Origin of the sequence: Spirosoma sordidisoli, assembly GCF_004138325.1 — a bacterium.
In the GTDB taxonomy this organism is placed as follows: domain Bacteria; phylum Bacteroidota; class Bacteroidia; order Cytophagales; family Spirosomataceae; genus Spirosoma; species Spirosoma sordidisoli.
The window spans coordinates 762,067-784,293 of sequence record NZ_SBLB01000002.1 but is presented as its reverse complement, the minus strand read 5'-3'; the positions used below and the strand labels follow the sequence as shown (position 1 = coordinate 784,293).

The following is a 22,227-nucleotide window of genomic DNA, read 5'->3' as shown; positions in this document are numbered from 1 at the left end:
GGTACCCAGAACCGGCAATCGGCACCGAACTGCTTCAGTGCCGATTTATCGGTTACGGGTAGCTATCTCGAATGCCTTGATGGTAGTCTTTGCCATCACTCAAAATTCGGGATGACTCATGTTTGACGCAGCCTGCGGTTTAGTGATCGTCGTGGGTAGCGGTGCCTTTTTTACAGCAGCTGGGCAACTTATCGTAGCTGGCCTGATCGGCCGGCAGGTCCTCGGCGTCGTAGCCCGATTTGCTGATGTTGGCCTTGAGCCGGGCAACGTCGGTCTTGCCGGGATTATACCGGATCGTAACTACTTTCGACTTTACATCGAGACTGGCATCTTTCACGCCTTTCTCGAACGCCAGGTTCCGCTCGATGCGGGCTTTGCACATGCCGCAGATAGCCGATGTTTTGATCTTGACTTCTTTTTCCTTGTCGTCGCGGACAGACGTCCCGGCGAAGCTGGCACTGGCCAGCACAAGTGTAGTTAAGGCAGTTAGAAACAGGTTACGCAACATGATTGTCATTGGTTTATGGTGAATAAATAACGATAATTTAGTGAGAATGGTGCCCGTTGCCGTGGTTCATCGACCCGGTTGATGATCGACCTCCCATCAGCAGCACGGCGGGCGTAAGCCGGAGGTAGATCTGGCCGGACAAGGGTAGCTTCCCGTAGTACGACTGCAAAAATTGATCCGGCATACTGGCAGTCAGCTGCGCCCCGGCCACCAGATCGGTGTTCAGATGTCGAATCAGCCGGTAGTTCATGCCGAGCGTCAGGTTGTTGACGTTCACCAGCCGATGCGCCCCGGCGCCGTTGGGGGTTTCGTCGTGGCTGATGCCCAGCTCCTCCTGCGATTTGGTCACGTTCTCGTAGCGACCGTATAGCGCCACCCGATTCAGTTGCAGGCTTGTTTCGGCCAGATACGCATTTTCGTTGACGCCATCGTGTGAGTTCAACCCCCAGACCAGTGCCGAGGTTACGTACCGATCGGGGCCGCCCAGCGGTTTACTGTGCAGTACCGAAGCGGTGGTTCGGTTAACGTCCTCGTCGGGCTCGACGGCTTCGGGGCTTTTTATAAACCCACGCGACACCTGCAGGGCGAGTGTGGGCGAAGGATTGACCGAAAACCGAAACGCGTAGCTGTCAAACCGTGGTCGGTCGAACCCAAGCCGCTTTTCGTCGGGTTCACGGCCCGTAAACGAAGACGCTTCCAGCTTGGCAATACCCAGCCGGTAACCCGCCGTCACCACACCGAAGGTGATATGAGTCGCGTCGTGCCAGTGGTGACCCAGGGGTGAATCGGGGTTGTTGAACGATGAAATCCGGTGCATGAACGCCGGCGGCCCCAGTGCCGGTTCACCCGGAAAACCCACGTAAATGAAGGCGTCGGACTTCGGGCTGAAGGCGTAGCTATACGCAACCGACAACTCCGAAAACAGATCGTGCTGGTGCTGCCGGTCTACCAGCCGCTGCCCCCGGTAGCTCTCGCCCGACTGAAAAAGTAACGGGTACCCGTCGGCGCCGACCGTAACGGGGTCCAGCGACAGCATGGCACGGGCCAGAAACAGGCCCCGCTTGCCAACAGTTCGCTGGGCCATTCCCATAAACCAGTTCGGGGCATCGAACTGGCTGTCGCGGCCGCGGCCGTCGGGGTTGTTGATGTTCTGATTGGTATGCCGCAGAAAGATGCTGTAATGCAGCATATACATCCAGCCGGGGCGGTTCTCCGGGCCGGTATGTTTCATGTACGCATACAGGGGCGTCTGATCGGGGTGCCAGCTGGTACCCGATCCGTTTCGATTCATGGGCAGGTTTCGCGAAAAGGAATGGCTCATGCTCATCGACGCGTCCATGCCAGGCTGACCGGTCTGGTGCATGGAGTGGTCGGTACGGCCCGAATCGGCCTGGACCGCCGACGACGGAGTGGGCATGGTCATTCCTTCGTGGTGCTGGTGCTGAGCCAGGCTACGGCCTGCCAGTAAAAAAGTAAACAGATAAAAAGCGTATTTCATTACGTTGGTGAACGAAGTAAGAACATGAATGGCCCCGACGGGCAGGGCCATCCGACCGATCAGGCATTGGCCGACATAGCCCGGCATTCATCGGCGCATTTGCGGCAGGCTTCGGCGCAGGCTTTGCAGTGGGCATGGTGGGCCGCATGTTTTTCGCACTCGTCGGCGCAGGCTTCGCAGACTTCGGCGCAGAGTACCATAAAGTCGCGCATGAACTCAGAGCCACGCGCTTCCAGCCGACCGCAGAGGGTGCATATATCGGCGCAGTCGCGGCAGAGCTTGATACAGGCCGTCATGTCATGCCCTTTGCTATCGCGGTCGCCCATTTCGATACAGGCGGTGACGCAGCGTTCGCAGGCTTCGGCGCATTCAAAGCAGGTGTCGGTGTGTTTGTGGTCGTGGTGCATCGTTTCCATGGGCGTCAGTTGAGAGTTGGGAGACCACCGTTGGTCTCTTCTGCATAACTCGCCAGAGTGCTTACCGATTTTACATAATTACCGACCCACTTACAGCCTATCCAGCGCCCGCCGGTCAACCTGCGTCGCTTTCCTGAACTGACCCGGCGTCTGTCCCGTCACCTGCCTGAACTGATTGGACAGGTGGTGAACGCTGCTGTAGCTCAGTCGCCAGGCCATTTCTGTCAGTGTCAGCTCGTCGTACCGCAGCCACTCTTTTACCTTTTCGATCTTGAGCGCAATGATGTACTTCTCGACCGTCTGGCCCTCACTGGCCGAAAACAAGCCGCTCAGGTACGAGTAATCATACCCGAGTTTCCGCTCCAGAAATGTCGAGACGTTCTCGTTGGCATGCCGCTCGCCTTTCAGATACTGGATTTCGTTGATGAGCAGCACCTTGATATGCTCGACCAGCAATTGTTTGCGATCGTCGATCAGGTCGAATCCGTTCGCCAGCAGGGCCTGCCGGACCTCACCGAGCGAAACCGCCGGCGGCAGATTATCAAGTTCTGCTTCACCCAGATCGACGCGCGTAAGGGTCAGTCCCAGTTTCTCGAGTTCTTCCCGCACGACCCGCTTACAACGGTCGCACACCATGTTTCGGATGGTCAGTATCATTGTATGTTATCGTTGAGGTTTGAATCGAAAGCCCAGATAAACCATGCGCCCCGTAATAGGCCCCCATACGCGCGCACTGGCATCGAAGTCGGGCCCGAACGGGTCAGAGGCTGCCACAATGGGCGAAAGCTGACGAAATCCGGTCAGGTTCTCTCCGCCCAGGTAAATCTCCCAGCCTGACCGAAACGCCCGGCTTAGCTGAGCATTCAGGTTCACGTAGCTCGGCGCGTACTCGATCGGCACATCGCTGTAGTCAGCATCAAGCCCCTCGCGCAGGTACGGAATCCGCCGACGGCCGTTCCATTGCAGGGTTGCATCGACCTTCCATTTGTCATACGGAAGCGCGTAGCCAACGTTCAGCAGCACCCGATCGCGGGGAATCATCATCTTGGGCAGCAGCAGCGTATCTTCGGAAGGAACGGTCATGCTCTGCCTTACGTCGAACAGCCGGTAAGCCAGCTTAACCTCGGTCCGTCGGAACGGCTGGTAGTTCAGCTCGGCCTGAACACTATTGGCAAACGACTTCCCGTACAGGTTGTGGAAGTGCAGTTCGCGCGGGTGCTCCACATCGACCACCAGCTGTTCGCGGAAGTCGGTACGGTGGTAATCCAGCACCAGCGAGGCCTTTTTACCGAAGAGCTGAAAATCCTGCGACAGACTGACCCCGTAATTCCACGACACCTCGGGCCGTAGCTGCGCATCATTGATGATAACCCGCGAGCTGACCAGATACCCGAAGTTTTCGGCAAAGAGGTTGGGTACCCGGAAGCCCCGCCCCGCCGAGGCCCGCAGCGTCAGGTCCGGACTGAACGAATACTTGAGGTGCGCCCTCGGAGTCCACTGCGCTCCGAACAGGTTGTGGTAATCGAACCGCCCGCCCAGTACCAGCACCAGCCGCTCCGGATCAGTATAGGTGTACTCGGCAAACAGGCCAGGCACCGACTCGGTACGGTTCATGGGCGTAGCGCCCAGCTGCTCGCGGTAGTCATCGAGCAGGTAGCTTACCCCCGTTTTATAAGTATGGTTGGTGTTGCCGATGATACTCTGATAAATCAGGTTGGCATAAACGGTTCGCTGCTGACCTGTATAGGGGCGGAACCCAAAATTGGCCGTCTGGTCGTGATGAAGAGCGTTCAGGATCAACCCGAGGCCTTTGTACGGTTTTTCCGGATAGAGTTTGGCCGTTTTGGAGAAAAACTCCAGCCGTCGGGTCGTGTTACCAAACCGGTAGCGGGAAGAACCCAGGCGCGACAGCTGCCCCCCTTCCCGGTCTTCGTACAGCGCTTTGACCCCGAACTGGGTCATAAACCGGTCGGAGGTGTATTTAAAGCGGTTAACGCCGTTCAGCTGCGTATAGAACGGCAGATCCCGGAAGCCGTCGTTATTCTGATCGATCTCGGTACGCAGGGTGCTGGCATGGCCCAGCACGCCAACGCTCCACTTCGGGCTGAGGGGTTGTGACCAGTTCACGTTGCCTTCGAGACGGCCGAAACTGTTTACGTAGCCATTCAGGAAAAGTCGGTTCGGATCATCGGGCTTCTGCAGTTCAATGTTCATCTGACCGCTCATCGACTCGTACCCATTCACGACCGAACCGGCGCCTTTACCGACGTCGATGCTCGTAATCCAGGTACCCGGAATGTAGTTCAGCCCGAACGTAGTAGCCAGGCCCCGCACCGTCGGGATGTTCTCGACATTGGTCTGGACGTACTGACCGCCCAACCCCAGAAACTGAATCTGACGCGCGCCCGTTACGGCATCGGCGTAGGAAACACTGACCGACGCATTCGTTTCGAAGCTTTCTGACAGATTACAGCAGGCCGCCTTGGCCAGGGTTCGCTGCGTGATGAGTTCGGTCTGGATGGGGTTCATCCGGTCAATTTGCCCCGGCGCGCCCGATACCGTCACCTCCTGCAGGGTTTGTTCGGCCCGCAGGCTTGCCACGACCAGCGCAGCCGGGTCCGTTACCGCCACCGTATCCGTACGGTAGCCGACATAACTAATCAGCAGCCGGGCCGGGATCGACGGCCCGGCCAGTGAAAACCGACCAACCGAATCGGTGACGGTGCCCACGCCCGTCGTAAGCCAGCGAACGGTTGCCCCCACCAGAGGCACACGCTGTCCGTTGACCAGCTCGCCAACGGTGCCCCGGATAACCGGTACCGGTTTCGCCGGAATCGAATCGGTTAGGGGTGGTTGTGAAGTAAGGGTATCAGTTTGAGCCCGGGACGGCAGAACGCCCGCCCATAGGGCCATTCCCAGCAGAAAGAAACGCATGGATATACGGATTGATGAAGGAATGAATACAGCAGACCGGTACCCATGTGTGGGTACGGCCTAATTGTTTCAATCAGTTCATCAAATCAGCAGGGAACGCAAGAGGGTAAGGATCTCCCGCCCGGATATGGAGGGTGGAGCCGGGATACTACGTGAGCTGATTGCCATCTCACGGTCAAAAATCCAGTCGATCACCCAGGCCAGCAGCGCCGTGACGCCGGCCAGCACCGTCTCTGTGATGGATTTGACAAATTTGGCGACCAGTTGCGTCAGTGACGAGGTGGCATCTACGTTTTCGTAGTGATTGTCATCCTGGCAGCAATCTGTTTTCCGGACAACCGTCCCCTGTTCGGGCATCGGCTTACCGTCGGCTGAACAGCCTTTCTTGACGTGGGCATCGCTGAAGGCGACGATCATCGTCTTTTTCTTACCACGCATCTGGCACGAGTGTTCAACCAGCCCAAAACCCGTGCTGCTCAGCAGCACGACGCAGGCCATCAGGAGGTTGAAAAACTGGAACAGAGCGCGTTTCATACTGGGCAAATATCCGAAGCCACCTCATTCGGTGCAAGTTTTCGGATGATAAAATCGTAATTCTATACATGCAGAATGCCATCCTGTAAAGAATGGCATTCGGAATACGTCAAAAAAGGGGGTTAAGCCACTTCGGTTTCCCGTTCGGCTACCTCGCTCAGGGGCCGCAGATTTCGCTGCTCTTCGTTGAACGGGAAGATGTCCAGAATCTTAGTTGTATTAACGTCCGTAATTTCAAACGGGTCGAGCGACGTACGCAGGCTCAGCTCAACGCGCTCGTAGGCCTGCTTGGGCGTTTCGGCGTTGACCAGCATCAGACTGGGCGACTTTTTCTGTTTACCGGTTTTTTCATCGTCGGTGATAAACATCGCTTTCACCTTGAACCAGATATCGCCCCCATCTTCGTTGAAGAAGACATCGGCCAGTTTCATCCGCGAAATATTCGTGATATCGAAGTCGGGAGTGTTGGCAGCAATCTCCTGATAGAGCCGGGCTTCGGCATCGGTATAGCTGACGGCATCAACCAGATAGGCTTCTGTTACCGTCTTCTGCTTGATGAATTCTTCGTTCCGCGTACCAACAGTCGCGTCGTCAATGGGTTGCTGATAGCGGATTTTTCCGAGAAACCAGTTGGGCATTTTTTACCTGATTTAGTACAATAAGTAAACATGAAATGGGGCGCAAAAGTGCCTAAAAAGTAGATAATTCCAAGCGCTGAACCCTACTTTCGACGGTATACCGCCCGGCTCTTCCCGAGCCCCAAGAGCCTTGTTTCCGCCCTGCAAAACAACATTGAAAAAAAAATTTGACGTCAGGAAACGTTTTCCCTTATTTACATGTATGTACATTAAATGCAATTACATCAAACACGATAATCACCATGGAAACGCAAACCTCAACCACCACCTGGGTTATTGACCCGACTCACTCAGAAGTTCAGTTCAAAGTGAAACACCTGATGGTGTCAACAGTGACCGGTCTCTTCAGCCAGTACGAAGGCCAGCTCGAGATGGCAGGCGATGATTTTGAAGATGCAACCATTACTTTCTCCGCCGATGTGGCCAGCATCAGCACCGGTAACGAACAGCGGGACGGCCACCTGAAATCAGCCGACTTCTTCGACGCTGAGCAGTTTCCCAAACTGACCTTTACCTCAACCGGTATGAAGAAAACCGGCACGGATACCTACGAGTTGAACGGCGACCTGACCATGCATGGCGTTACCAAACCCGTAAGCCTGAAAGCTGAATACGGCGGGCAGATGCAGGACTTCTACGGCCAGACCAAAGCCGGTTTCGAAGTTGTCGGCGTGCTGAAACGGAAAGAGTTTGGCCTGACCTGGGATGGCGTTACCGAAGCCGGTGGCGTGGTTGTCAGCGATGACGTCCGGCTGATCATGAACATTCAGGTTACCAAACAGGCTTAATTCCACGGCCTGGCTGGTTACCCCCCAACACCATAAAAAGACCCCGCCAGATCAATTCTGGCGGGGTCTTTTTATGAATAGCGAGTCGGATCGTTACAGTATCAGGCCACTCCGGCGGAGCATGGCTTTCGGCGATGGCTCGCGGCCCCGGAATTTTTTGTACAATTCCATGGGTTTCTCACTGCCTCCCTTTTCGAGCACGTTTTTGCGGAAGCTGTCGGCCGCAGTCTTGTTATCGAGTCCGCCCTTCTCCTTGAAGAATTCGAATGCATCGGCATCCAGTACCTCGCTCCATTTGTAGCTGTAGTAGCCAGCCGAGTAGCCACCCGCAAAAATGTGCGAGAACGCCGGGCTGAACGCAACGCCCTCCACCCGCGGAAACAGGTTGGCCACCGAATCAACTTTGTTCTCTACCTGGGTGACGGTTTCGCCGGTTGGCTTTTGGCCATGGTAGTACATATCGACCAGGCCGAAGCGTAGCTGGCGCAGGTTAGCCAGTCCGGCCAGGAAGTTCTGGCTCGCGCGAATCTTTTCGATCAGCTCGTTCGGAATTACCTCGCCGGTCTGATAATGTTTGGCGAACAGTTTCAGCGCTTCGGGGTCGTAGCACCAGTTTTCCATCACCTGCGAGGGCAGCTCAACAAAGTCGCGCGGAACGCTCGTGCCGCTCAGGCTTTCGTACTTCCCGTTGGCGAGCATCCCATGCAGGCCGTGGCCAAACTCGTGGAAGAGGGTGGTTACCTCGTAGAAGGTCAGCAGCGACGGCTTGGTATCAGTCGGTCGGGTGAAGTTGCAGACGTTGACGATATGGGGCCGTACGTTCTGCCCATTCTCAACTTTCTGACCCTGCACATCGTTCATCCACGCGCCCGATCGTTTGCCAGGCCGGGGGAAGTAGTCGCCGTAGAAAACAGCCAGAAACTTACCGTCTTTATCGAACACATCGTAGGTTTTCACCTCCGGGTTATAGACCGGGATGTCTTTACGCTCCTTGAAGGTGATGCCGTACAGCTTGTTAGCCACGGTGAAGGCGCCATTCAGGACGTTTTCGAGTTTGAAATACGGCTTGAGGGTCTCATCGTCGAGGTCGTATTTTTCTTTCTTTAGCTTCTCGGCGTAGTAGCTGTTATCCCAGGCCTGGAGTTTGTCCTCGGTAAAGCCGTGGGCTTTGGCGTAGGTAGTCAGCTCGGCCAGCTGGCGCTCAGCCGCCGGACGGGCGTAAGTAACGAGTTCATCAAGGAAGCTCTGCACCTTATCGCGCGAGCCCGCCATGCTTTCTTCAAGTACGAAGTCGGCGTGGGTTTTGTAGCCCAGCAGGTTAGCCCGTTCGTACCGCAGGGCTACCATCTTCTGGATAATGTCGGAGTTGTCGTTTTTATCGCCGTGAAAACCGCGTCCGTTGAAGGCCATATATAGTTTCTTACGCAGCTCCCGGTTGTCGGCATACTGCATAAACGGACCATAGCTGGGGGCCTGCAGGGTGAACATATACCCGTCTTTGCCTTTCTGCTTAGCCGTAGACCTGGCTAGTTCGCGTACGTAATCGGGCAGGCCGGCCAGCTCTTTTTCATCCGTCACAAGCATGGAATACTCGTTGGTTTCGTTGAGCACGTTCTCGCCGAACTGCAGCGACAACTGCGACATCTCCTTATCGATGGCGCGCAGCCGCTCTTTGCCTTTGGCATCGAGATTGGCGCCGTTGCGGGCAAACCGTTTGTAGGCCTTTTCCAGCAGCATGGCACTTTCGGTATCGAGCTTCAGGCTGGCCCGCTGTTCATAAACGGCTTTGATACGGGCAAACAGTTTCTCGTTCAGCGTAATATCGTTGCCATATTCGCTCAGCAGGGGCGACGCTTCTTTGACAATTTTCTGCAGCTCAGGGGTCGTTTCGGCGCTGTTCAGATTGAAGAGGACCGACGTTACCTTACCCAGCAGATCGCCCGACCGTTCGAGGGCTACGATCGTGTTTTCGAAGGTCGGTTTGGCCGGATTGTTTACGATAGCATCTACGTCTTTGCGGCCCTGCGCCAGTCCTTCCTGCAAGGCGGGCAGGAAATCAGCGTTCCTGATCTTGTCAAAAGGAGCCGTCTGGTGCGGAGTCGTGTACGGGGCTAAGAAAGGATTCTGATTCATTTTGGGTTGTTGTACCGACGGCTGCGCCAAAGCGGTGGTGGTCACCACAGCCAGCAACAGGCCGGTTTTCCTAAGATGTTGATGTGTAAACATGGGCTTGTGGGTATTGAGTTTCCTTGAAAAATACGAAACAAAGACAAAGTCACCAATACGGTGTTGCATCGACGGTCGCCAAATCGGCTAAGTGGTTACCCCCTGCTGCGAATTTGGCCCTCGCCCACTGGCCAGACAACAAAAAACAGCCGGCCAATATGACCGGCTGTTTAGGCATCCTCTTGCTTTATCCAACTTAATGTCTTTTAGTATCCGTAGGGCTCGTAACCCCGGCCCCGGCTGTTCCGGCGATCGGGCCAGCGGTTTGCCGACCGTTCGTAAGGGCGCATCCGCTCAATAACCCGATCCCGCTGTTCGGGGCCCAGAACGGCCATCATATCGAAGAACTCCCGTTGCCGCAGCTGCCGGTAGGTGTCGCGCTGCCGGGGATCGCGCGGGTCGACTCGCCGGGTCTGTTGCTCGAACCGCTCGCGAATCCGGCGGATTTCGCGCTCCTGCCGGCGGGTCAGGTTCAACTCCCGGTCCCACCAGTCGAGGTGACGGTCGAACCGGTAATCATCGTAGTCGTAGTTGTAGTTCGGCTGGCCGTAACCGGGCTGCGAGGGGTAATTAGCCGGCGGAGGAGCCGGGTACCCGTAACGTTGCGCCAGGGCGCTGGTCGAGAGAAGAACAACGAGGGTTGCGGCCGTAAGCAGTGCATTTTTCATGGTGGTCATTGGTTTTTGTTGCATTTGTCTCTTTGAACAAACCACCGGCTTAGCGTTTAATCGGTCTCAATTTATTTTTTACATGCACCCGCATCCAACTCGCCCGAACGCCCGGCTCAACATAAATCGCCGGTTGAGCAGAGGCAACAGAACCTGTTCTGCCTCCACTCAACCGGCGATCCGCAGCCGCTGAAGGGGTTTATAAATCCTGCTTGATGGCTCTGATCCGGTCGTTGAAGTTCAGACTCGGGAAATTGATGTTCGGCACCAGCGTTGCTTCCAGATAGCCCGTTACCAGGTCATCGTGCGGAATCCGGCGACCAGTCGCGACGCTTACGTATTTAGCCGTTACCCACAGCACGTTTTTAAGTTGCGTTTTGGCATCGTCGGTCATGTAATATTCGGTAACCGTGGTGTCTTCGTCGTAAAAGATCAGCCGCGACATGATGCGCACCCATTCACTGACCTGGGCCGGGCGTACGTAGGCGATCTGATGCTGGTAAATGACCCAGCTCGTTTTCAACTCATGGAACAGCTGCCCCGGGTTGAAATCATACAGCTTGGCTACCTGGTCTTCGCGCGCGTTGAAATAATAATCGAAGTACTTGGCGTTGTTGAGGTGCTGGAGCGGGTCGCAGTCCTGGAAACGAATAATCACCCGCGATTCGGTTTCGGTTGGGTAATGGCGATTGGGGTCACGATGAAACATAGTCAAGCCTGGATTTATACTGAAGGATGCCCTGCGCTGTCGGACGGACCGAAAAACCAGCTGGTCTATAAACCCGCAGGCCGGCATCATGGGTGCAAATCACGCCAATCATTTTTACCCGGTAAATGCTGGTCCAGACTTTTTGCACCATTTTTGCGTTAGTACAGCAAAATCACAGTAAAATAATAATTGTCCATTTCCGATCACCTATGAAATCCATTCGCTTCATCGTACCCCTGTTGTTGCTCTTCACCTCACTGACTTCCTTCGCGCCTGCCGAGAATCCCGACGCCGTAGTGGGCACCTGGCTGAACGGCACCAAACGTGGTCATATTCAGATTTATAAGCAGGGCGGCACTTATTTTGGCAAACTGATCTGGATCAGTGAACCCAACGACCCGAAAACGGGGAAACCCAAAACCGACTTCCGCAACGCCGACGAGTCGAAACGGTCGCGCCCCCTCCAGAACCTGATGCTGATGTACAATTTCAAGTACGACGGGGATAACGTCTGGACTGACGGCAAAATCTATAATCCGGAAGATGGCAAAGAGTACAACTGCAAGATGACCCTGAAAGACCCCAACACGCTCGACGTCCGCGGCTACGTCGGCATCTCGCTGCTCGGCAAAACCCAGACCTGGACACGGGTCAAATAATACCTCAGCCATACGGCAAACAAGAGCAGGTCCGGACTATCCGGACCTGCTCTTGTTTTGTAGCGCTACCGGAGCTGCTCGATGCTCACCAGCTTGGGGTTTCTGGTCAACATATGAATGATGAGCCAGGCCACCAGGTAGGTACAGCCGCAGATCGTAAACAGCACGTTGTACCCCCCGGCCAGATTTCCGGCGGCTTTGTAGCTGTCCAGCAGGCTCCCCACCAGCATCGGAAAGAAAATACCACCCGTGGCGCCTGCCATACCCGCAATGCCGGCGGCCGAACTGACGGCCTGCTTCGGAAACAGGTCAGAAGCCAGGGTAAACACATTGGTTGCCCAGGCCTGGTGAACCGCGACCGCCAGACTGATCAGGCCCACCGCGACCCACACATCCGTTGCAAACTGAGCCATGATGATGGATAGTTCCAGCCCCGCAAAGACCAGCAGTACCGTTTTTCGGGCCTTCAGCGTGGGCCAGCCCCGCCGGATCAGCCACGACGACAGGTAGCCTCCGCCAATGCTCCCCACGGTTGTGGCCCCGTAAATCAGCATCAGTTCAGGGCTGGGCTTTTTCAGATCCAGCTCGAAGGTGGACGAAAAATACGAGGGCAACCAGAACAGGAAAAACCAGTAAATCGGGTCGATGAGTCCTTTGCCGGTGATAAGCGCCCAGGTCTGCGGCAGGGTAAACAGTTTAAACCAGTTGATCGGCTGCTTGTCAGTCGAACCGGCTTCCTGCCCGCTCATGATGTAGTCGTATTCGCGTGCCGACAGCCGCTTCTGCCGGGCCGGCACCTCGTAGAAGATCAGCCAGAACAGCAGCCACACGAACCCCAGGGCGCCGGTTATCCAGAACACTTCCTGCCAGCCGTACCGGCTCAGGATCTGCGGCACAATAATCAGCGCGACCACAACCCCTACGCTGGTACCGGCGTTGAACAGCCCCGTGGCCAGCGCCCGCTCGCGTTGCGGAAACCATTCGGCTACGGTCTTGACGGCCGCCGGGTAGTTACCCGCTTCGCCCAGTCCCAGCCCAACGCGGGCCACCCCGAACCCGAACGCACTCCGGGCCAGTGCGTGCAGCATCCCCGCTACGCTCCACCAGACAATCGTGACAGCGTACCCGATTTTGGTACCGACCTTATCGATGAACCAGCCAAAGGCCAGCAGCCCAACCGCATAGGCCGCCGTAAAGGCAATCACGATACGGGCAAAATCGGTCTCGGTCCAGCTGAACTCCACCTCCAGAATGGGTTTGAGCAACCCAATGATCTGCCGGTCGAGGTAGTTGATGGTAGTGGCTGTGAACAGCAGCACGACGATAAACCAGCGGTAACTAGTGCCCGATGTAACAGGGGCCAACAGAGTTTTTTCGGGCGTGATCATAGGAATAAGGGTTAGGACGGTATCGGATCAGACAGTGTGGGGCAGCTTGTGCAGAAACGTCTGGAAGTGGGTCTTCAGCAACGACCACTGCTTATCCCGGATGAGCGTTTTATCGAAGAGGTGGCTGCCCACGCCTACTCCACTGGCGCCGGCCCGGAAGAACTGATCCAGGTTAGCCAGGTTGACGCCCCCCGTGGGCAATAGTTTGATCTGCGGCAGGGGGCCTTTCAGATCGCTGATGTAGGCAGGACCGAGCGTGGTTGTCGGAAACACCTTCACCATCGATGCCCCCAGGGTCCAGGCTTTGTATACTTCCGAGGGGGTAAACGCCCCCGGAAAAATGGGAACACCCCGCTCGGTACAGCGCCGGATCACCGCTTCGTCGATGATGGGGGTTACGATGAACCGGGCACCGGCTGCCAGCGCTTTTTCCAGCTCCTCAGCCGTGCACACGGTACCGGCCCCTATGTTCAGGTCCGTTCCGTACTGCTCAACAGCCTGCCGGATCATATCTTCGGCGCCGGGGGTGTTGAGCGTAATTTCGATGGTTGTCAGGCCGGCGTCCCGGTAAACGGGCAACACCTGCGCCACATCGTCGGCAGACACGTTTCGGATTATGCCTACGAGAGGAGCCTGGTCAAATCGTGTCCAGGAAAAAGCGGAAGTAGTCATCGGGTCGTTTCTTTTACAGTCTGATTCCGGAACAGGAGCATCTGCCCCTTGCTGGCGGCTTTGTCAATTAATTCGGCCGGCAGAATGGTGGTACGGGCCGAGAGGGTGAGTTCATCGATGGCCAGCTCGTAGAAAGCGGTTAGCCGGCTGCCACTGCAAATGACCAGCGGCCAGTCGGTTTGGGTGAGCAGCGGATACAGTTCAGCCCCAATAATCAGCCCGCTCAGGTAGAACGCGTTCTGACTTTTGGTGAGCGTCTCGAACAGCTGATTGGTTCGGGTCGTGAACAACCCGTTCAGCAGCCCGGACGTAGTTGCCTGTCGAACCCCGCGCCGGAACGCCGATTTGTTGGACGCCGAAAAGGTCGTCAGGCTGCTCACCTCAACGGACTCCCGCAACAAACTCTGATGCGCCATCAGGTCGAACAGCTCGCCGGTCATGTAGGTCGTGAAATTCAGCAGTCGCCCGTTCTGCACGTACAGGTGTTTGGAGTGGGTACCGGGAAAGACGAAGATAGCTTCGGTAGTCCCGACGCCGGCCTGGCTGAGGAGCGCAATGAGCCCAATCAGCTGCGTTTCTTCGCCCCGCATCACGTCCTGCTGGCTCCTCACGCCCGATATCAGCAGCATCTCATGCGGAAAATCGGGTTGAGCCTCGTAATACCGCACACTGGCCTGACTACCGTCAAGCGCAAACGGCAGGGTCGCGTAGGGCACCTCTTCCATACCGATCGATGATGACGCCATGCCCGATATGACAAGGGGTACCTTCGTCAGATCGACCGATACCTGCTGAGCCAGCACCTGAATCTGCTGCCGGAGCTGCCGGCGAAAGAAATGTTCTCTGGTCAGGCCGTTGATCGCCCCGGTTTTGCGCCAGGCGTCAAACGTCCCGGCTATGCCCTCTCTGGCTATGAGTTCACCGACACATTGATCATCGCTATACCGCAGCAGTTGTAACCGAAAAAACGAGGTTCCCCAATCACAACACAGGAGATAATTTGACATCAGGCGAGTTGTTGAGAGTACTGAATGAATGCCGGCTATTCTTCGGGTCATGGACGCTTCGGTAGCGCGAAAGCCACATACGAGCCCCCCGACTTCAATCCGTACCGGGTTCCGCCAGCAGCAATCGCCACGTACTGCCGACCGTTGATCTGGTAGGTGATGGGGGTTGCGAAGCCGCCCGCCGGTAGCCGGTAGCGCCACAGCACACGACCGGTCTGTTTGTCAAAGGCCCGGAGGTTTTCGTCGTAGGTAGCCGCGATAAACAGCAGGCCACCCGCCGTCACGAGCGGTCCACCGTGGTTTTCAGTACCGGTCGGGGCAATGCCCTGGCGGGTCAGCTCGGGATACTCACCCAGCGTTACCTTCCAGCGGTACTCGCCCGTGTTGAGGTCGATCGCGTTCAGCGTACCCCAGGGTGGTTTAACCGCCGGGTAGTTGTCCTGATCCCGAAACTGGGTGGTTCCGTTGTTCAGGTAGGGAGGCACGTACGGGAAATCACGGCCCCCAACCGGACTCGCCGGTGCCGCCACGGCATGGACGTCGACCGCAGCCGAAGCCGTCAGGGCGGGTTTGGCGTTCAGATTCAGCAGAAACTGCACGATAGCCTCCCGGTCTTCCCGGGGTATGTGCTGAAACGAGGGCATGCGCCCCCGGCCCGAAGCCAGCAGCTCAAGAATCTGTTGTTTGTCGAGCCGTTTGCCTACCTCAGTCAGGTCGGGATAAGCCTGGGCCGTCGTGGTCGATGCCTTACTCTTCCCGCCCAGACCGTGGCACACCGAACAGTTGTTGTTGAACAGTGATGCGCCCCGGCCCACGGCCACGCCAGCTGGCTGGATTCGGCTGTCGCGCATCTTAAGCCACCAGAGCATATTGTTTCCATTGACGTAGAGCACGCCATCCGGGTCAGCCGCAGTACCGCCCCATTCGGCACCGCCCCCGAACCCCAGAAACAACGACCCTTCTTCGCTGGGTGGCATGTATTTGCTACCCCGCCGGCTGTTCCGGAAGCGCTCCAGCACATAGGCACGGGCTGCGGGCGTGCGATTGGTCAGCGTGGCCTCGGTTACGTCCTGAAGCGCAAAGGGCGCAGGTTTTGTCGGCACGGGCTGCGTGGGCCAGGGCTGCTCACCGGGCAAAGCGGGTGCGGTAGGTACCGGTACTTCCTTCACCGGAAACAGGGGTTTGCCCGTTTCCCGGTCCAGCACGAAGACATAGCCATCTTTCGTAGCCTGCGCCACCGCATCGACAAGCCGACCGTTCTGCCGGACGGTGAGCAGGTTGGGCGGACAGGGCAGGTCGCGGTCCCAGAGATCGTGATGAATAGTCTGAAAATGCCAGATCCGTTCGCCGGTCCGGGCGTTCAGGGCCAGTATGCAGTTGGCAAACAGATTCTGACCGGCCCGCGCGCCCCCGTAAAAATCGACCGAGGGCGAACCGGTGCCGGCATAGACAATGCCCCGTTTGTCATCGACAACCATACCTGCCCAGCAGTTGGCACCGCCTAGTTTACGGTAGGCATCTTTTGGCCAGGTTTCGTAGCCATACTCGCCCGGCAGCGGAACGGTATGGAAGGCCCAGGTCAGCTTCCCCGTTCGGACATTGTAGGCCCGGATCGTACCCGGCGCAGCATCGCCCCCTTCTGACACCCCCGACCCCATCACCAGCAGATCCTGATAAATAACCCCGGGGGTCGTGGCCCGGACCGACAGGTTCTGCAGGTCATGACCCAGCGTTTCCCGGTCGCCCACCCCGTCGTGCAGGTCTACGATCCCGTTGGTACCGAAATTGGGGATGGGGGCTCCCGTCTGCGCGTTGATAGCGTACAGCGACGAGCCCACCGAGTACAGAATCCGCTGATCGGCTCCGTCGGCCCAATAGACAACCCCACGGAGCGGATGAAACTGGGGTTTCTTTTCCGGGTTGGCAAATGGATCGAAAAGCCAGCGCTTCTGCCCCGTAGCAGCATCGACGGCAAAGAGTTTCATCCGCGGGGTCGTTCCGTACAGGATGCCGTTCACCACAATCGGCTGGCACTGGATGTCCATCCCCCGCTCGGCCGGGTTGTTATTTTCGCCCGTGTCGAACGTCCAGGCCAGTTGCAGTTGCTTCACCGTACGGGTATTGATCTGCGCCAGGGGAGAATACCGGTTACCGGCTTTGTTTCCTCCATAGGCGGGCCAGTCTGCCCCGGCCGGTGGGTCGGCAGTCCGCTGGGTGTCGCTTACCCGCATACTGCCGGACAAGAGCAGCACACAACCGATAAAAAGGGTATTGACTAGTTTCATGGGACTGGGTTCTCATAAAACGTGTAGGTTATTTTCCACGTCACGTCCTGGCCGGGTTCGGCCCGCAGGCGGATGTAGGGTTCGGGGCAGGACGTAGTGGCGCAGGCCCAGAACACCAGTTTCTCCAGCGGCTGGTCGGCGGTCATCCGCACCGACGCGCCCGTTTTCCGATTCTCGATCCGAACGTCGTAGTCGCCTGCCGACGGGCCGAACCCCTGCAACCCGGCGCTGAACACCTGCTCCCGTTTTTCGAGCGGGCGGGCGTAAACCAGCCGGTTCCCCTGCGCCAGAATGGCACTGCCAAACCCTTTGCCTTCGGCCGTCACCGCAAACGGGAAACGGATTTCCACCCCCGGCCCCGTCGGCTGTTTGTCGATCACGAAAAAGTTGTGGTTATAGACGCTGGTTTCGATCCGCCGTGGTCCGGTGTTTTTCAGGCTATGCTCCAGCACCAGTTCCGGCTTACCTCTGGTGAGCCGGACTGTTTTGGTGTACTGATAGCCGTAGCCGGCAGCGTCGGTCAGCTCGTGCCGGAAAACCACCCGGTCGGCATAGGTCCTGACGCTCCGCTTTCCGTAGTCGACCACGTCGTAGTACGTAGCAAACGAGTACGCTTTGGCGTCGGGCCTGCGAAGGGCCCCTACCCCGATTTTAACGAACGTCGCCCCCGGTTCGGCCTCGGTAAAACCCAGTGGGGTAAACTCCTCCACTGGCCCGTTGATGGCGTCGTGGGTTTTGGGGTCATAGGCATCGTACCACGGCTCCACGAACCGGTGGCCTTTGTAGTCGAGGTACCCGAACGCCCCCGACCAGTCGAAGCGGGTACCCCGGTAGTAGCCCCGGGCCGTATCGGGCAGGTACAGCGACGCCCGAATGATGCCGTTCGAGATGGGCACCTGGGGCGCATCGTCGGGAATGCGGGCGCCGATGCCCAGCACCAGCAGGCCGCCAGCCAGTACCGTAATTTTCGCAAAAGCAGTTGGTCTCATCATCACCAGTCGACAACCGACCCGTCGAGGGCATTATACGTTTCGGGGTTTTTCCAGTCGTGGCCTATTTTGTCTTTCAGCTGGGCTTCGTCCAGTTCGATTCCCAGCCCCGGCCCCTGCGGAATCATGACGGTGCCGTCTTTTTGCAGTTTGAAGGGATTTTTCAGATAACCTTCACCCAGCGTGACCTGCTCCTGCACCAGAAAATTGGGCACGCTGGCCGCCAGATTCAGGCCCACTGCCAGCGAGATGGGGCCCATGGGGTTGTGGGGCGCTATGGGCACGTAATAAGCCTCGGCCATGCCTGCAATGATGCGCCCTTCGGTGATGCCCCCGGCATGGCACAAATCGGGCTGGACGATACTGGCCGCTCCTTTTTCCAGAATTTCACGGAAGCCCCATTTTGTAAAGATCCGCTCGCCGGTAGCGATGGGCAGGTGAGTGCCGCGGGCAATATCGACCATGGTGTCGACATTCTGCGCCTGACAGGGTTCTTCGATGAACATGGGCTTAAACGGCTCCAGTTCTTTGATCAGCACCTTGGCCAGCTGGGGCGAGATGGACCCGTGAAAGTCGATGGCGATGTCCATATCGTCGCCCCCGGCTTCGCGCAGCGACGCAAAATTATCGACCGCGTACTTGATGAATTTGGGGTTCTCGACAATGTTGGCTGGGTTCTGTTTGGCAACGCCGGTTTTGATAACGGTGTAGCCCTCGGCCTTGCGCTTCTTCATATCGTCGGGAGTACTGGCGCGGCCGTATACCCGAACCCGGTCGCGGGTGGGTCCGCCGAGCAGTTCGTAGACGGGCACGTTCAACAGCTTGCCTTTGATATCCCAGAGCGCATGGTCGATTCCACTCAGCGCGCTGGTCAGGATGGGCCCGCCCCGGTAGAACGCATGCCGGTAAATGGCCTGCCAGTGGTGCACGACCTGCCGCGGATCTTTACCGATCAGGTACGGCTCGATCTCTTTGATAGCCGTCTGGATGGTCAGCGCGCGCCCTTCGAGCAGGGGCTCGCCCAGGCCGGTCACCCCGGCATCGGTATGTACTTTGAGGAAGATCCAGCGGGGCTTTACCAGAAAGGTTTCCAAACGGGTAATTTTCACTTTCCCGTAGCCCTGGAACGGGGGCGGGCTGGCGGCATACGACCGCTCGGGCAGGACCATGGTGCTCATGCCGGCCACACCCAGCACCGACTGGATAATCGACCGACGGGAAACGGCATTGGTTTTTGGGGATGATTTCATACAGGTTCAGGGAGTTTGCGGAGTGATCAGGGGCGAATGATAGTGCCGTCCATTTTGCGGACCTGCCAGTTCGATTTGGTCGTGATGGGGTATTTGGCGGCTTCTTTTTCGTTGATATCCACCCCCAGCCCCGGCACCTCATTGACCGACATATACCCTTTGTTCATGGTCGGGCAGCCGCTGAAAACCTCTTTCATCTTGTCGGAGAACTGGACGGCTTCCTGAATACCGAAGTTCCAGACGGCCAGATCGATATGCGCATGGGCGGCATGCCCTACCGGCGACACATCGCCCGGGCCGTGCCAGGCGGTTCGGATATTGAACCACTCGCCCAGCCGCGCTACTTTCATGGCCGGGGTAATTCCGCCGATCTGCGAGACGTGAATCCGGATGAAATCGAACCACTGGTTCACCATGGGCTCCTTGAACTCGTTGATGTTGTTGAACAGCTCGCCCATCGCGATCGGCACCGACGTTGCCTGCCGCAGGTTGGCAAACCACTTCATGTTTTCGGGCGAGAAAGGGTCTTCGATAAAGAACGGGCGGTATTCTTCGACCTGCTTGATCATGTTGATGGCATCGATGGGCTGTACCCGCTCGTGGATGTCATGCAGCAGCTCGACCTCGTCTCCGCATCGCTTGCGCACTACCTCAAACATTTTCGGAACCGACTTCAGGTACAGTCGCTCGTTCATGTAGTTGTCGGTTTCGCCCCCGAAGTTGGCCGCTTTGAAATCGGGCTTGTCGGCCGTTGCGCCTACCGCGCCGTAGCCGCCCTGCTGAATCCGGATGTACCGGAACCCCTGCTCCATGAATTTGGTCACGCTCTCGGCAGCTGCTTCGGGCGTATTGCCACCGGCATGGGTATAGCACGGAATGGCAAACCGAACCTTGCCGCCCAGCAGCTGGTAGACCGGCATACCGGCGCGTTTCCCCTTGATGTCCCACAGCGCCTGATCCAGCCCCGAGAGGGCGTTGTTGAGCACAGGGCCGTTTCGCCAGTAGGAACTGACGTAAGCCGCCTGCCACATGTCTTCGATGTTATCGACGTCTTTACCAACGCAGAAATCATTCAGGTAGGAGTTGATGGCAACGACCACGGCCGCGGCCCGCTGGGTAAACGTAGCGCAACCCAGTCCATACAGCCCCGGCTCCGTCGTTTCCACTTTCACTACAATCAGGTTCGACCCCTGCGGAGCCGTAGCGATGGCTTTTACACTTTTGATTTTTACCGGCGCGGCCCCTACTACATAGCGGGCCACCGGTTTCTGTTCGCGGGCTTCGGCAGTAGAAGGGCCTCCGAAGAGCCCCAGCAAACCGGCCGAAGAGCCCATCCCCAGCATTTTCAGCGTGTCCCGGCGACGTTGATCCAATGTATTCATGAACGTTTGTTAAGGTTTAGGTGATTGTTGGGAGTAATCCCCCGCCTGTTGGCAGGCGGGGGACCGGAAAGCCGAAGCCGGCCGGCAAATCGAATGTGGAATAAAAGACTATTTTTTATCCCACCATACCCGTGTGTCGAGGTTGTTAGGCCCCTGGCGGGTAATGGCTTCGTTGAGGTTGCCCGAGTTGACAACGATCTCGCTGTCAGGATAGGGCAGCCGCCGGATAAAATCGCCTTTCACTTCCGAGCCGGGATAAGGATTTTTCTTCAGCGCCGGGAAACCGCTGCGCCGGAAATTGGCGAATGACTCGTTGCCGTCGAGGAAGGTAGCGACCCAGTACTGGGTGTTGATCTGCTCCAGCGCCCGGCCCGCATCCAGCGGCTGCGCATCCAGATACGCTTTGATGGACGCTTCGGGGATAGCGGCTCCGTACGAGGCCATCTGCTCCAGATTAGCCCGGACACCCCGCGCAAAATAGTCGGCCGCCGACCCCGTTACCCACCCGCGAACGGCGGCTTCGGCCAGCAGCAGCTGTACCTGCGCGTAGGTGATGTGAAACTCGGGCGCGTCGAGCTTCAGCACCGTGTTCAGATTTACCTGCGAATAATCCCAGAGGCTGGCCACCCCGTTCTGCGCCAGCGTAGACGTAATCGTGACGTCATTATAGCCCATCGGCATACCGATCTGGACTTTGGGGTCCGACGAGGCCCGCGCGGCTACCTGCTCCTGCCCCCCTTTGGCTCCAACATAACGAACGGCAAAGACCGGTAGCCGGGGGTCGTTATTGTCTTTGAGGTAGTTGACAAACGGAGCGGCCAGGTAAAAATTCGTTTTTTCGCGGGCCGCCAGGTGGTTGGCAATGTAGTTGTTGTAAATGGCCGTATGCCGGATAATGGAGTTGTCGGCGTTGGACTGGAACAGCCCGCCCGCCACGGCTTTGGCTACGTAGGCCTGCGCCGTTGCCGGATCGACTTTGGTGAGCCGCATGGCCGCCCGCAGCATGAACGAATAGCCCAGTTTCTTCCATTTGGCCACGTCGCCCCCGTAGAGAATATCGGTCGTAACCGCGGCCTGGGTCGTGGTCAGCGCAGCCGACGCTTCGTCCAGCTCCTTCAGAATATCCTTGTAGATAACCTGCTGGGCATCATACTTGGGCGTGATGATCTCCTGCGTGTAGCCCTGTCCGGCTTCGAAATACGGAATGTCGCCGTAGGTATCGCTCAGGATCATGAACACATACGCCTTCCAGATGCGGGCTGCGTTATAGGTGTTCACCTGCAGCGGGTCGCTTTTTGTCTGGTCGAGCACCGCAACGAGCTGTTTCAGCACATTGCGGTAGAAATTGGTCCAGACCAGGGGGGTGTTGCTGTTATTGATCTGATCATAATTGGCCCCGGATAACGAACTACCGTAGGGCGTGATGATCTGCTGTACAATCCCGAAGTTGTAGGTGAGCATCCCCAGCGTACCAAACCCGTCGAGGTAGGTGGTGCTGATGATGGCTTTGTTGAGCACCAGCGAGGGCGCCAGCGACGTTGGATTGACCCGGTTGGTGTTGAGCTCGGTGAACCCGTCGTCGCAACCCGTAAACAGCCCCAGCGAGAGTACGAGGGCCAGTATGTATGTTTTTTGCCGTTTCATGATGTCTTTGATAGGGTTTTAGAATCGATGCC

Annotated in this window: 20 protein-coding genes; 2 read left to right on the top strand and 18 right to left on the bottom strand. The window is 57.3% G+C overall.

Features of this window, described 5'->3' with window-relative positions; genetic code table 11:
* Window positions 1-139: 139 nt before the first annotated feature.
* From EQG79_RS11880 to EQG79_RS11850, 7 genes are all read right to left on the bottom strand, one after another.
* A complete protein-coding gene (locus tag EQG79_RS11880; RefSeq protein WP_129601596.1) occupies window positions 140-508 on the bottom strand; it encodes a heavy-metal-associated domain-containing protein in 369 nt (122 codons plus the stop codon).
* 37 nt (window positions 509-545) lie between these two features.
* Window positions 546-2,006: a hypothetical protein gene (locus tag EQG79_RS11875; RefSeq protein WP_129601595.1), complete on the bottom strand. Its 1,461-nt coding sequence runs from the start codon at window positions 2,004-2,006 to the stop codon at window positions 546-548.
* Window positions 2,007-2,065: 59 nt separating this feature from the next.
* Window positions 2,066-2,422: a four-helix bundle copper-binding protein gene (locus tag EQG79_RS11870; protein WP_077921123.1), complete on the bottom strand. Its 357-nt coding sequence runs from the start codon at window positions 2,420-2,422 to the stop codon at window positions 2,066-2,068.
* A 90-nt stretch (window positions 2,423-2,512) separates the two neighbouring features.
* Window positions 2,513-3,079: an AraC family transcriptional regulator gene (locus tag EQG79_RS11865; RefSeq protein ID WP_077921124.1), complete on the bottom strand. Its 567-nt coding sequence runs from the start codon at window positions 3,077-3,079 to the stop codon at window positions 2,513-2,515.
* Window positions 3,080-3,085: 6 nt separating this feature from the next.
* Complete coding sequence (locus EQG79_RS11860; protein ID WP_129601574.1) at window positions 3,086-5,356, bottom strand: TonB-dependent receptor; 2,271 nt, start codon at window positions 5,354-5,356, stop codon at window positions 3,086-3,088.
* 81 nt (window positions 5,357-5,437) lie between these two features.
* A complete protein-coding gene (locus tag EQG79_RS11855; RefSeq protein ID WP_129601573.1) occupies window positions 5,438-5,890 on the bottom strand; it encodes an HYC_CC_PP family protein in 453 nt (150 codons plus the stop codon).
* Between the two features lie 122 nt (window positions 5,891-6,012).
* Window positions 6,013-6,528 carry a DUF4494 domain-containing protein gene (locus EQG79_RS11850; RefSeq protein ID WP_129601572.1) on the bottom strand — a complete coding sequence of 172 codons (516 nt, stop codon included), beginning with the start codon at window positions 6,526-6,528 and terminating at the stop codon, window positions 6,013-6,015.
* 242 nt (window positions 6,529-6,770) lie between these two features.
* On the opposite strand from EQG79_RS11850, the gene EQG79_RS11845 reads away from it, so the two are divergent.
* Window positions 6,771-7,316: a YceI family protein gene (locus EQG79_RS11845; RefSeq protein ID WP_077921128.1), complete on the top strand. Its 546-nt coding sequence runs from the start codon at window positions 6,771-6,773 to the stop codon at window positions 7,314-7,316.
* Between the two features lie 93 nt (window positions 7,317-7,409).
* On the opposite strand, the gene EQG79_RS11840 is transcribed toward EQG79_RS11845, so the two are convergent.
* The 3 genes from EQG79_RS11840 to EQG79_RS11830 form a co-directional block, all read right to left on the bottom strand.
* Entirely contained in the window at window positions 7,410-9,449 is a 2,040-nt protein-coding gene (locus tag EQG79_RS11840; RefSeq protein ID WP_240699344.1) for a M3 family metallopeptidase, read from the bottom strand.
* Between the two features lie 299 nt (window positions 9,450-9,748).
* Complete coding sequence (locus tag EQG79_RS11835) at window positions 9,749-10,210, bottom strand: hypothetical protein (protein WP_077921170.1); 462 nt, start codon at window positions 10,208-10,210, stop codon at window positions 9,749-9,751.
* 199 nt (window positions 10,211-10,409) lie between these two features.
* Window positions 10,410-10,919, bottom strand: a complete 510-nt coding sequence (locus EQG79_RS11830; RefSeq protein WP_129601570.1) for an acyl-CoA thioesterase — start codon at window positions 10,917-10,919, stop codon at window positions 10,410-10,412.
* A 209-nt stretch (window positions 10,920-11,128) separates the two neighbouring features.
* Between EQG79_RS11830 and EQG79_RS11825 the strand changes: the two genes are divergently transcribed.
* A complete protein-coding gene (locus EQG79_RS11825; protein ID WP_077921130.1) occupies window positions 11,129-11,578 on the top strand; it encodes a DUF2147 domain-containing protein in 450 nt (149 codons plus the stop codon).
* 65 nt (window positions 11,579-11,643) lie between these two features.
* Here EQG79_RS11825 and EQG79_RS11820 read toward each other — a convergent pair whose 3' ends face one another.
* From EQG79_RS11820 to EQG79_RS11785, 8 genes are all read right to left on the bottom strand, one after another.
* The gene (locus tag EQG79_RS11820; protein WP_129601569.1) at window positions 11,644-12,966 is read right to left on the bottom strand and encodes an MFS transporter; all 1,323 of its coding nucleotides are present in this window, start codon (window positions 12,964-12,966) and stop codon (window positions 11,644-11,646) included.
* A 27-nt stretch (window positions 12,967-12,993) separates the two neighbouring features.
* Complete coding sequence (locus EQG79_RS11815; protein ID WP_129601568.1) at window positions 12,994-13,638, bottom strand: bifunctional 4-hydroxy-2-oxoglutarate aldolase/2-dehydro-3-deoxy-phosphogluconate aldolase; 645 nt, start codon at window positions 13,636-13,638, stop codon at window positions 12,994-12,996.
* Entirely contained in the window at window positions 13,635-14,645 is a 1,011-nt protein-coding gene (locus tag EQG79_RS11810; protein WP_129601567.1) for a 2-dehydro-3-deoxygalactonokinase, read from the bottom strand. The genes EQG79_RS11815 and EQG79_RS11810 overlap by 4 nt, the downstream gene beginning before the upstream one ends.
* Before the next feature lie 47 nt (window positions 14,646-14,692).
* Complete coding sequence (locus tag EQG79_RS11805; RefSeq protein WP_077921134.1) at window positions 14,693-16,930, bottom strand: outer membrane protein assembly factor BamB family protein; 2,238 nt, start codon at window positions 16,928-16,930, stop codon at window positions 14,693-14,695.
* Window positions 16,927-17,922: a hypothetical protein gene (locus EQG79_RS11800; protein WP_236648715.1), complete on the bottom strand. Its 996-nt coding sequence runs from the start codon at window positions 17,920-17,922 to the stop codon at window positions 16,927-16,929. The genes EQG79_RS11805 and EQG79_RS11800 overlap by 4 nt, the downstream gene beginning before the upstream one ends.
* Complete coding sequence (gene dgoD, locus EQG79_RS11795) at window positions 17,922-19,169, bottom strand: galactonate dehydratase (protein WP_129601566.1); 1,248 nt, start codon at window positions 19,167-19,169, stop codon at window positions 17,922-17,924. Before dgoD ends, EQG79_RS11800 begins: the two co-directional genes overlap by 1 nt.
* Before the next feature lie 26 nt (window positions 19,170-19,195).
* Complete coding sequence (locus EQG79_RS11790) at window positions 19,196-20,551, bottom strand: enolase C-terminal domain-like protein (RefSeq protein WP_129601565.1); 1,356 nt, start codon at window positions 20,549-20,551, stop codon at window positions 19,196-19,198.
* A gap of 108 nt (window positions 20,552-20,659) precedes the next feature.
* Window positions 20,660-22,195, bottom strand: a complete 1,536-nt coding sequence (locus tag EQG79_RS11785; RefSeq protein ID WP_129601564.1) for a SusD/RagB family nutrient-binding outer membrane lipoprotein — start codon at window positions 22,193-22,195, stop codon at window positions 20,660-20,662.
* Between the last annotated feature and the right edge of the window lie 32 nt (window positions 22,196-22,227).

Coding starts and splice junctions, on each gene's coding strand:
- EQG79_RS11880 (WP_129601596.1), bottom strand. CDS start 508: ATGTTGCGTAACCTGTTTCTAACTGCCTTAACTACACTTGTGCTGGCC.
- EQG79_RS11875 (WP_129601595.1), bottom strand. CDS start 2,006: ATGAAATACGCTTTTTATCTGTTTACTTTTTTACTGGCAGGCCGTAGC.
- EQG79_RS11870 (WP_077921123.1), bottom strand. CDS start 2,422: ATGGAAACGATGCACCACGACCACAAACACACCGACACCTGCTTTGAA.
- EQG79_RS11865 (WP_077921124.1), bottom strand. CDS start 3,079: ATGATACTGACCATCCGAAACATGGTGTGCGACCGTTGTAAGCGGGTC.
- EQG79_RS11860 (WP_129601574.1), bottom strand. CDS start 5,356: ATGCGTTTCTTTCTGCTGGGAATGGCCCTATGGGCGGGCGTTCTGCCG.
- EQG79_RS11855 (WP_129601573.1), bottom strand. CDS start 5,890: ATGAAACGCGCTCTGTTCCAGTTTTTCAACCTCCTGATGGCCTGCGTC.
- EQG79_RS11850 (WP_129601572.1), bottom strand. CDS start 6,528: ATGCCCAACTGGTTTCTCGGAAAAATCCGCTATCAGCAACCCATTGAC.
- EQG79_RS11845 (WP_077921128.1), top strand. CDS start 6,771: ATGGAAACGCAAACCTCAACCACCACCTGGGTTATTGACCCGACTCAC.
- EQG79_RS11840 (WP_240699344.1), bottom strand. CDS start 9,449: ATGAATCAGAATCCTTTCTTAGCCCCGTACACGACTCCGCACCAGACG.
- EQG79_RS11835 (WP_077921170.1), bottom strand. CDS start 10,210: ATGAAAAATGCACTGCTTACGGCCGCAACCCTCGTTGTTCTTCTCTCG.
- EQG79_RS11830 (WP_129601570.1), bottom strand. CDS start 10,919: ATGTTTCATCGTGACCCCAATCGCCATTACCCAACCGAAACCGAATCG.
- EQG79_RS11825 (WP_077921130.1), top strand. CDS start 11,129: ATGAAATCCATTCGCTTCATCGTACCCCTGTTGTTGCTCTTCACCTCA.
- EQG79_RS11820 (WP_129601569.1), bottom strand. CDS start 12,966: ATGATCACGCCCGAAAAAACTCTGTTGGCCCCTGTTACATCGGGCACT.
- EQG79_RS11815 (WP_129601568.1), bottom strand. CDS start 13,638: ATGACTACTTCCGCTTTTTCCTGGACACGATTTGACCAGGCTCCTCTC.
- EQG79_RS11810 (WP_129601567.1), bottom strand. CDS start 14,645: ATGTCAAATTATCTCCTGTGTTGTGATTGGGGAACCTCGTTTTTTCGG.
- EQG79_RS11805 (WP_077921134.1), bottom strand. CDS start 16,930: ATGAAACTAGTCAATACCCTTTTTATCGGTTGTGTGCTGCTCTTGTCC.
- EQG79_RS11800 (WP_236648715.1), bottom strand. CDS start 17,922: ATGATGAGACCAACTGCTTTTGCGAAAATTACGGTACTGGCTGGCGGC.
- dgoD (WP_129601566.1), bottom strand. CDS start 19,169: ATGAAATCATCCCCAAAAACCAATGCCGTTTCCCGTCGGTCGATTATC.
- EQG79_RS11790 (WP_129601565.1), bottom strand. CDS start 20,551: ATGAATACATTGGATCAACGTCGCCGGGACACGCTGAAAATGCTGGGG.
- EQG79_RS11785 (WP_129601564.1), bottom strand. CDS start 22,195: ATGAAACGGCAAAAAACATACATACTGGCCCTCGTACTCTCGCTGGGG.